Genomic DNA, 3,238 nt, shown 5'->3' on the forward strand with positions numbered 1-3,238 from the left:
AAAAATGTATGAGATTATGAAGATTAAGCTTGCTGAGAGTAAGAAAATGATAGAAGAAATTGAGAAGGAGGTATTTAGCAATGGATAAAGCAATAGTTATTGAAGGATTAAAAAAAACATACTCCAACGGAACAGAGGCGGTAAAAGGAGTAAGTCTCGCTGTAGATTATGGAGAGGTATTTGGATTTTTAGGTCCAAACGGAGCAGGAAAATCAACTACAATAAAGTCCGCTATTGGTTTATTAAAGCCCACCAGCGGCAAAATATATCTTGACAGTTTTGATATAGAAAAATACCCATACGAAGCAAGGATATCTAAAGGATATGCCTCTCAAGAAACATCTGTTGATGATACACTTACGGCGTATGAAAACATCTATTTACAGGGAAAGTTTTTCCATCTTTCAATAAAAGAAACAGAAAAAAGAGCAAAAGAAGCACTGCAAATGTTCGGTCTATGGGACAGAAAAAACGATCTTGTAGAATCGTTTTCCGGGGGGATGAGAAAAAGATTAGACATTGCATCGGCACTAACCCACGAGCCAAAAATTCTTTTCCTGGACGAACCAACATTGGGATTAGATATTCAAACAAGACATGCAATATGGGATTACATCATTAATCTTCAAAAAAATCTTGGAATAACTATTTTTCTCACAACACATTACCTTGAAGAGGCAGACAAACTCTGTGATAGGATAGCAATTATCGCCCAGGGAGAGATAAAGGCAATGGATAAACCCAGTATACTAAAGTCAAACATAGGAGGAGATATAATAACGTTAACATTTGAGACAAAAAAAGAAAAAACAAACTCTTTTATTAATTTAATAGGAAAAATGGACAACATAAGATCTGCTAATATGCTAAAAAACAATGTATGCAGAGTTGTTGTAGAAAAAAACGGCGATCAAATCATACCTGCTATTTTTTCCCTCGCACAGCAAGAAGATATTTCCATTGGCTCTGTGCGCCTAAAGAGACCTACCCTGGACGATGTATACTTAAGCTATACGGGAAAAACAATAAGAGAAGCAGAATCGACAAAAGAAGAAACAAGAAAAGAACGCACGATGATGAGGAGAATAAAATAATGAAAAGATTAATAACAGATTCTTACTACATAGCATGGAGAGAATTAAAAAAGTATTTCAGGGAAAAGACAAGATTAATTATGACCATTGTTCAACCATTTATCTGGCTTGTATTAATGGGCAATATGATGTCCGGATTAACAAGCAATCCATATGCCGCACAAATGCTTGGCACAGCTAACTACCTTACTTTTATGACCCCTGGGATTATCCTTATGACTGTACTTTTTTCCAGCATATTCTCTGGTATGTCCATTATTTGGGATAGACGTATTGGCTATTTAGACAAATTACTTGCAGCGCCTATAAGAAGAGGAGCAATTCCATTTGGTAAAATGTTCTCTGCAATGATACAGGGGGGAATACAGGTAGTTGTTATCATTATCATTGCAACATTCTTGGGAGTAAAGTTTAAAACAGGGGTAGCTGGCATTCTTGTCATTCTTTTTATTGCAATGTGCTTTGCATTGATTCTGGGAGGTATTTCTCTTACTATAGCTGTAAAAATTAAAACACCAGAAACGCTTATGGCAATAGTCAACTTCTTTATGATGCCGCTTCTATTCACCAGTAATGCACTATTCCCTTTAGGCGTAATGCCTGCTTGGCTCAAAGCAATTGCAAAAGTAAACCCCATTACCTATGCGGTAGAACCAATGCGAACGCTTGCCGTTACCGGTTGGAGCGCCTCAATCTTCACCGGCATCAGCATTATACTTATCATTGATGTTTTGGTCCTACTCTGGACACAATGGGTATTTAAAAGGGCAGTATCAGAATAATTTTTAATACAAATATAGAAATCAAATAAATTAAATAATAATTAAATGGGAATAATATTAGTGAAGAAAAATCAGTGGAAAATGATTTTACAAAACTATTAAAAGAATGCAACAAAGCAGCTGCTGCAGGATGAACTTGAACAACATATTGTTAAGTTTATTGAACCACATAAGGTGTGTATCCTGGCAACTTCAAAGAATGGCGCTCCTAAAGCTACTCCCATTAAATACCATTCAAAAGGATTTAGTTTATATACGAAGCGGGAAATGGATAAAAGAATAATTTAATTAATTAGAAAAATGGATATGAAACATTGCATTTTCAGGAAAGAAAAGCTATTTAAAAATCTGCTCACACAAGTTTAAACCAAGGCAAAAAGCTACTTTGCCGTTTCTCTCAAAAGACGGGCAATTTTATATATATGGTCAGATATCCTTTCCAGGTCCGACAACATATCTACATATATAATACCTGCATCAGGGAAACAAACTCCCTGCAAAAGTCTGCCTACATGAGCTTCTCTTAATTGTACTTCCATATCATCGATAGATTGTTCGATATTTTCGATTTCTTTGAATAGTTTCTCGTCCATCTTTCCGGAATTTTCTTCAACAAGTTCATATTCATTTTTTACGGCATCCATCATAATATACAAATCTTTTTTCCCTTTTTCAGAAAAAAGAATCTTGTTGTGAATTTTTACCATTACAAGTTGTGACAAGCCATTAATAATATCTCCGATTCTTTCTACCTGGCTTGCAATGTTTATCATTAAATTAATCTTTTTTGAATGTTCTTTTGATAATGTCTTTTGCATTAGAAGAGGTGCAAAAGCTTGTATTTCTCTATTGATGCTGTTAATAGCATGCTCTCTCATCTTAATTTCACCATCAAGATTCGGTTTGCTTCTAACCACCATAAGATAAAGGGTATCTAAATTCTTTTTTACTACACCAGTCATTCGCACCGTCTCATTAAAGAGAGCATCCACTGCAAAAGAGGGCATTTTAAGAAGTCTTTTATCTAAATACTTCACTCCGCCTTCTATAATCACTTCTTCACCTGGTACAAGTTTCTTGATAAGCTTAGAAAGTTGATTGACAAATGGAATAAACGAAAGAGCGCATGCAATATTAAAAAATGTGTGAGCATTAGCAATTTGTCTCACAAGATCTCCCGATGTTTTTGAAACCAAATTTACATATGGCTTAAATATAATCAGGAAAATAAGCGCTCCAACAACATTAAATATGACATGTGAAACAGCAACTCTCCTCGCCTGAACATTTCCACCTATACTAGCAATTAATGCCGTAACTGTTGTACCAATATTTGCCCCTATTACTAATGCAAAAGCAGCA

The 3,238-nt window shown here is 35.1% G+C and carries 3 protein-coding genes; 2 read left to right on the forward strand and 1 reads right to left on the reverse strand.

Features of this window, described 5'->3' with window-relative positions; all coding sequences use genetic code 11:
* The first annotated feature begins 80 nt into the window (after positions 1-80).
* Together U9Q18_00135 and U9Q18_00140 are read left to right on the forward strand one after the other, a co-directional pair.
* Entirely contained in the window at positions 81-1,094 is a 1,014-nt protein-coding gene (locus tag U9Q18_00135; protein ID MEA3312769.1) for an ATP-binding cassette domain-containing protein, read from the forward strand.
* Positions 1,094-1,876, forward strand: coding sequence for an ABC transporter permease (locus tag U9Q18_00140; GenBank protein MEA3312770.1), 783 nt, complete (start codon positions 1,094-1,096; stop codon positions 1,874-1,876). The genes U9Q18_00135 and U9Q18_00140 overlap by 1 nt, the downstream gene beginning before the upstream one ends.
* A gap of 380 nt (positions 1,877-2,256) precedes the next feature.
* On the opposite strand, the gene U9Q18_00145 is transcribed toward U9Q18_00140, so the two are convergent.
* A partial coding sequence (locus U9Q18_00145; GenBank protein MEA3312771.1) for a Na/Pi symporter occupies positions 2,257-3,238 on the reverse strand: 982 nt, incomplete at its 5' end.

It is taken from the genome of Caldisericota bacterium (assembly GCA_034717215.1).
GTDB lineage: Bacteria > Caldisericota > Caldisericia > Caldisericales > Caldisericaceae > UBA646.